Origin of the sequence: Yoonia sp. (assembly GCF_046498525.1) — a bacterium.
Taxonomy (GTDB): Bacteria; Pseudomonadota; Alphaproteobacteria; order Rhodobacterales; family Rhodobacteraceae; genus Yoonia.
Genome location: NZ_JAWOAN010000119.1, coordinates 1 through 3609 on the forward strand (window position 1 = coordinate 1; position 3609 = coordinate 3609).

General features: G+C 57.7%; 5 protein-coding genes. 1 reads left to right on the top strand and 4 read right to left on the bottom strand.

The features are described from left to right. Positions 1-76: 76 nt before the first annotated feature. Positions 77-568: a type IV pili methyl-accepting chemotaxis transducer N-terminal domain-containing protein gene (locus R6T97_RS08255; protein WP_410348810.1), complete on the bottom strand. Its 492-nt coding sequence runs from the start codon at positions 566-568 to the stop codon at positions 77-79. Positions 569-685: 117 nt separating this feature from the next. On the opposite strand from R6T97_RS08255, the gene R6T97_RS08260 reads away from it, so the two are divergent. After that, positions 686-1455, top strand: a protein-coding gene (locus R6T97_RS08260; protein WP_410348811.1) for an IS5 family transposase whose coding sequence is annotated in 2 segments (ribosomal slippage) — positions 686-1022 and positions 1022-1455 — 771 coding nt in all. Because the reading frame shifts where the segments join, the coding sequence is not laid out codon by codon here. 92 nt (positions 1456-1547) lie between these two features. On the opposite strand, the gene R6T97_RS08265 is transcribed toward R6T97_RS08260, so the two are convergent. From R6T97_RS08265 to R6T97_RS08275, 3 genes are read right to left on the bottom strand one after another with little or no spacing between them, the layout of a single operon-like run. Beyond that, positions 1548-2729 (bottom strand): phage major capsid protein, encoded by a 1182-nt coding sequence (locus tag R6T97_RS08265; RefSeq protein WP_410348812.1) that lies wholly within the window; start codon positions 2727-2729, stop codon positions 1548-1550. Between the two features lie 32 nt (positions 2730-2761). Then, a complete protein-coding gene (locus tag R6T97_RS08270; protein WP_410348813.1) occupies positions 2762-3292 on the bottom strand; it encodes an HK97 family phage prohead protease in 531 nt (176 codons plus the stop codon). After that, a complete protein-coding gene (locus R6T97_RS08275; RefSeq protein WP_410348814.1) occupies positions 3289-3501 on the bottom strand; it encodes a hypothetical protein in 213 nt (70 codons plus the stop codon). The genes R6T97_RS08270 and R6T97_RS08275 overlap by 4 nt, the downstream gene beginning before the upstream one ends. Positions 3502-3609: the final 108 nt, after the last annotated feature.

A 3609-nucleotide genomic window follows, 5' to 3' on the forward strand; every position in this document is an offset into this window, starting at 1 on the left:
TGTCTGTCGCGGCGTTTAAGCGAGAGTACCGCTTGGTTCAACCCCTAAACCGCAGCAAGACAAGGGCTTTGCGTCCCTAATGTGCCACTTTTGAATGGTCCTGATAAAGATAGACCAGATCAAGCAGCACCACCCTTTCGTCTATCAACTGGAAATAGAGGTCAAAATGCTGTTGATCCGATATTTCCTCGCCTGCGGCGACCAATGCCAGAAGTGGCCGGTTCTGCGCCCAGACGCCGCCGATCTCGGCCAGCTTGTCCGCGATGCCCGGTGTCTGTGGTGGCAGAATGCCCATTGCGGGCAAACCATCGGTGAGCGCCTTGAGACTGCCTTCGTAGTCCTGCATGGACTGCGTCAGATCGGCTGCGATCGCTGAACCCGTCTCACCGGACCAAAGCTGACAGGCCTTGCGCGCCATTCCCTGATTGAGCGCGGTCATCCGCCCGGAAATCTGAATGAACATAATATCCCGCGACAGGATTTCAGCAGAATTTGAGTATTGCGCATCAAGGGTTGTCAGCAATGTATAAGTCCGGTCGAGCAATGCATCATCCGCACCCGATATCAAAGCGGCATCCTGTTCATTTGCAGGGGCATCAAGAAGGCGGCGGCCCGCATTCTAGGGTCAGGACCCATTGAATTCAGCTCCTGAGCGTGATTCACCGGGCGAAAACGGAGCGGTGATATGTCTGATCTTTTCTGGCTGACCGATGCGCAGATGGCGCGTCTGGCGCCCTATTTCCCGAAGTCTCACGGCAAGCCAAGGGTGGATGACCGGCGTGTGTTGAGCGGGATTATTTTCATCAATCGCAATGGCTTGCGGTGGCGCGATGCCCCTCGGGAATATGGGCCTCACAAGACACTTTACAATCGATGGAAGCGATGGAGTGATAAAGGCATCTTTGCCAGGATCATGGTCGGTCTGGCCGCCGAGCACGGCGAGAAAAAGACCGTGATGATCGACGCAACCTATCTCAAGGCTCACCGGACAGCGACCAGCATGGGCGTAAAAAAGGGGGGTTCAATGACCAACGGGGACGCCTGATAGGGCGCACCAAGGGCGGGATGAACACCAAGCTGCACGCCATCTGCGACAGCAAAGGCCGCCCGCTCGACCTCTTCGTCACCGCTGGTCAGGTCAGCGATTACATTGGCGCACGGGCATTGCTCAAAGGCTTGCCGCAGGTCGAATGGCTGCTCGGAGATCGTGGCTATGACGCTGACTGGTTCAGAGAAGGGTTAAAAGACAAGGGCATACGGGCGTGCATCCCCGGTCGAAAACAGCGCAAGGTGAGCGTGAAATACGACAAACGTCGCTACAAAAGCCGCAACCGCATCGAGATCATGTTCGGCAGACTCAAAGACTGGCGCCGGGTCGCAACACGATATGATCGCTGCCCGAAGGTCTTTCTCTCCGCCATCGCGCTTGCGGCAATCGTTATCTATTGGCTATGAGTCCTGACCCTAGACAATGCGAGGATTGTCATGATGTGCGCCCGGGACGGGATGCCGCGCATCACGCGCAGCACCCGATTCACAACTCAGCCCTAGCTGGTTGCGAACTTGAGCAGCTTGATCGCGGCAAAATCGCTCACTGCACCGCCAACGCGCTTGGTGGCATAGAACAGCACATGCGGCTTTGCCGAGAACGGATCACGCAGCACACGCAGATCAGGGCGTTCGGCGACGGTATATCCCGCGCGAAAATCGCCAAAGGCCACTGCCATCGCATTGTCGGCGATATCGGGCATGTCTTCGGCAATTAGCACACGGTATCCCAGCAAGCGCGCAGGCTCACCCATTGCCAGACCATCGACCCAGACGAAGCGCCCGTCATTATCCTTGAGCTTGCGGATGTGACCCGCCGTCTTGGAGTTCATCACAAAGGTCGCATTGGCCCGGTATTCGGCACCCAAGGAATAAACCAGATCGATGATCGGATCGGCACGCGTGATGCCACCCGCCGTTTCGGACGGAACATAGCCAAGGTTACCCCAAGTCCACAGGATGCTGTCGACCGTTGGATAGGTCAGCAGACCTGTAGGCTTGTCGATGCCGTCACCGTTGATGAATGCCATCGCCTCGGCGCGGGCGAACTTGTCCGCAATCCGGCCCGCCAGCCAGCCTTCGATGTCAAAGGCACTGTCATCCAGCAAACGCTGCGATGCTTTGGGCAGCGCCGACAGCTCATGCAGCGGAATGGAAATCCGTTCGATCTTGGGCGTATCGGTTTCTGCGACAGCACTGCTTTCCGTGGCCCAGCCTGCACCCATTTCCGAGTGATCCACCAAGACATCATAAGATGTGGCATCCACATTCACGACACTGGCAACCGAGCGGATCGACGCGGTCGAAGACAACGTGTTCTGGATCGTATCGGCCGTCTGCGGATCGACCAGATATCCGCCATCGGCGGCCACCGCCGTCCCCATCGCCTTGCCTTCCAACTCAAGGCCGCGCAGTCCATCATCGTCGCCAGAGCGCAGATAGGCCGCAAAGGCCTTCTGGTGTGGCGCATCCTGGGATGGCGCAGAGCTAAGCGCCGTGCGTGCAGTAATCATCGTCTTTCGGTCCAGCTTGTTCATCCGGTCATCCTGTTTTTGAAGTTTGGCATTAATGCCGTGGGAAAAATCTTTGAAATCGTTCATGAACCCGGCAATCGCGGCATTCAGAGACTGGGCAGGAGACACATCTTCTCCGGCCCGAGAATCGCTCTCGGTATTCGTCATCGGTTTTCCTTTGATTTTTTGCTCGGGCGGGCCTAGTCCCGCGCCATCATCCGGCGCGCACCCTCGAATGCCGCAGCCATTTCGCGCATCGCAGCCGCGGCAGGGTCTTCGCCCTTGGCACCCACGCGCGCATCGGGAAGCATCGGGAACGTGACCAGAGACACCTCCCAAAGTTCCAGTTCAGACAAAAGGCGACCGCCTTTGTCGTCCTTGCGAGCCTTCACGGTGCGATAGCCGATAGACAGGCCATCAATCGCCCCAGCCACTATCAGCGACGCCGCCTCGCGTCCCTTGGCGACATCCGTCAGCAGTCGGCCCTTGACCCAAAGACCCTTGGCATCCTCACAGACCTCATCCCAAACGCCGATCGGCTGGGCGGGGTCATGTTGCCACAACATCTTCACACTACGCCCCTTGGCAAGAGAGGCCCCATAAGCCCCCTTCTCGACCGTATCGCCACCCTGATCGGACTTGCCGAACAGTGACGCATAGCCGTTGATGATCGTGCCATCCGTCACCGTCACCTCGGTGCCAAGCGCACAAAACTTATGTTCCAAATTCATGACGGTGCTCCACTCAGGATTTTCACAATTTCAAAAACCAGCAGCCCCGCACAGCCACAAACAATCATCCATATCTGCCATTCCAGCCGGGTGACCATGATCTCGATCCGGCCAAGGCGCACATCGACCTGCGCAAACCAGAAGTCGGACACCGGCGGTGGCGCATCACGACGCGGCTTACCATCCAATTCAACAACATTACGCTCCATCACCCATCTCCAGGGCAGGCAAACCCAACAACGACCGCTTCTCTGCATCCGTTAGGAACGCTGCCTCACTGACCCGTCGCCACTGCGCATCACGCTCCGCCGACAAGG

Coding starts and splice junctions, on each gene's coding strand:
- R6T97_RS08265 (WP_410348812.1), bottom strand. CDS start 2,729: ATGACGAATACCGAGAGCGATTCTCGGGCCGGAGAAGATGTGTCTCCT.
- R6T97_RS08270 (WP_410348813.1), bottom strand. CDS start 3,292: ATGAATTTGGAACATAAGTTTTGTGCGCTTGGCACCGAGGTGACGGTG.
- R6T97_RS08275 (WP_410348814.1), bottom strand. CDS start 3,501: ATGGAGCGTAATGTTGTTGAATTGGATGGTAAGCCGCGTCGTGATGCG.